We start from the raw sequence: 325 nt of genomic DNA on the forward strand, positions 1-325 counted from the left end.
GAAAGGCATGCGTACACTGGGTGCCGTTGTCGCTTTTCGCCAGGTCGGCGATACCCCGCAAAAGATCGAAGATGTAAGCATTCGTTATTACATCAGTTCTGCTGAGCTAACAGCTAAAAAGTTGGCTACAAGTGTCCGCAGTCATTGGGGTGTCGAGAATTCGTTGCACTATGTTCTGGATGTAGCCATGAATGAAGATGCCTGCCAGATACGGCGTGGTGATGCTGCAGAAATCTTGTCAGGTTTCAGGCACATTGTTCTCAACTTATTGAAGAATGAGAAGACGTTTGATGGTGGTATTGAGCGTAAGATGAACTGTGCAATG

The 325-nt window shown here is 46.8% G+C and carries 1 protein-coding gene; it reads left to right on the forward strand.

Features of this window, described 5'->3' with window-relative positions; translation table 11 throughout:
• Positions 1-325: ISAs1 family transposase (locus E1189_RS00220; protein ID WP_155158149.1), on the forward strand; the 325-nt coding region annotated here is incomplete at both ends.

Source organism: Parendozoicomonas verongulae (assembly GCF_009711465.1).
GTDB lineage: Bacteria > Pseudomonadota > Gammaproteobacteria > Pseudomonadales > Endozoicomonadaceae > Sansalvadorimonas > Sansalvadorimonas verongulae.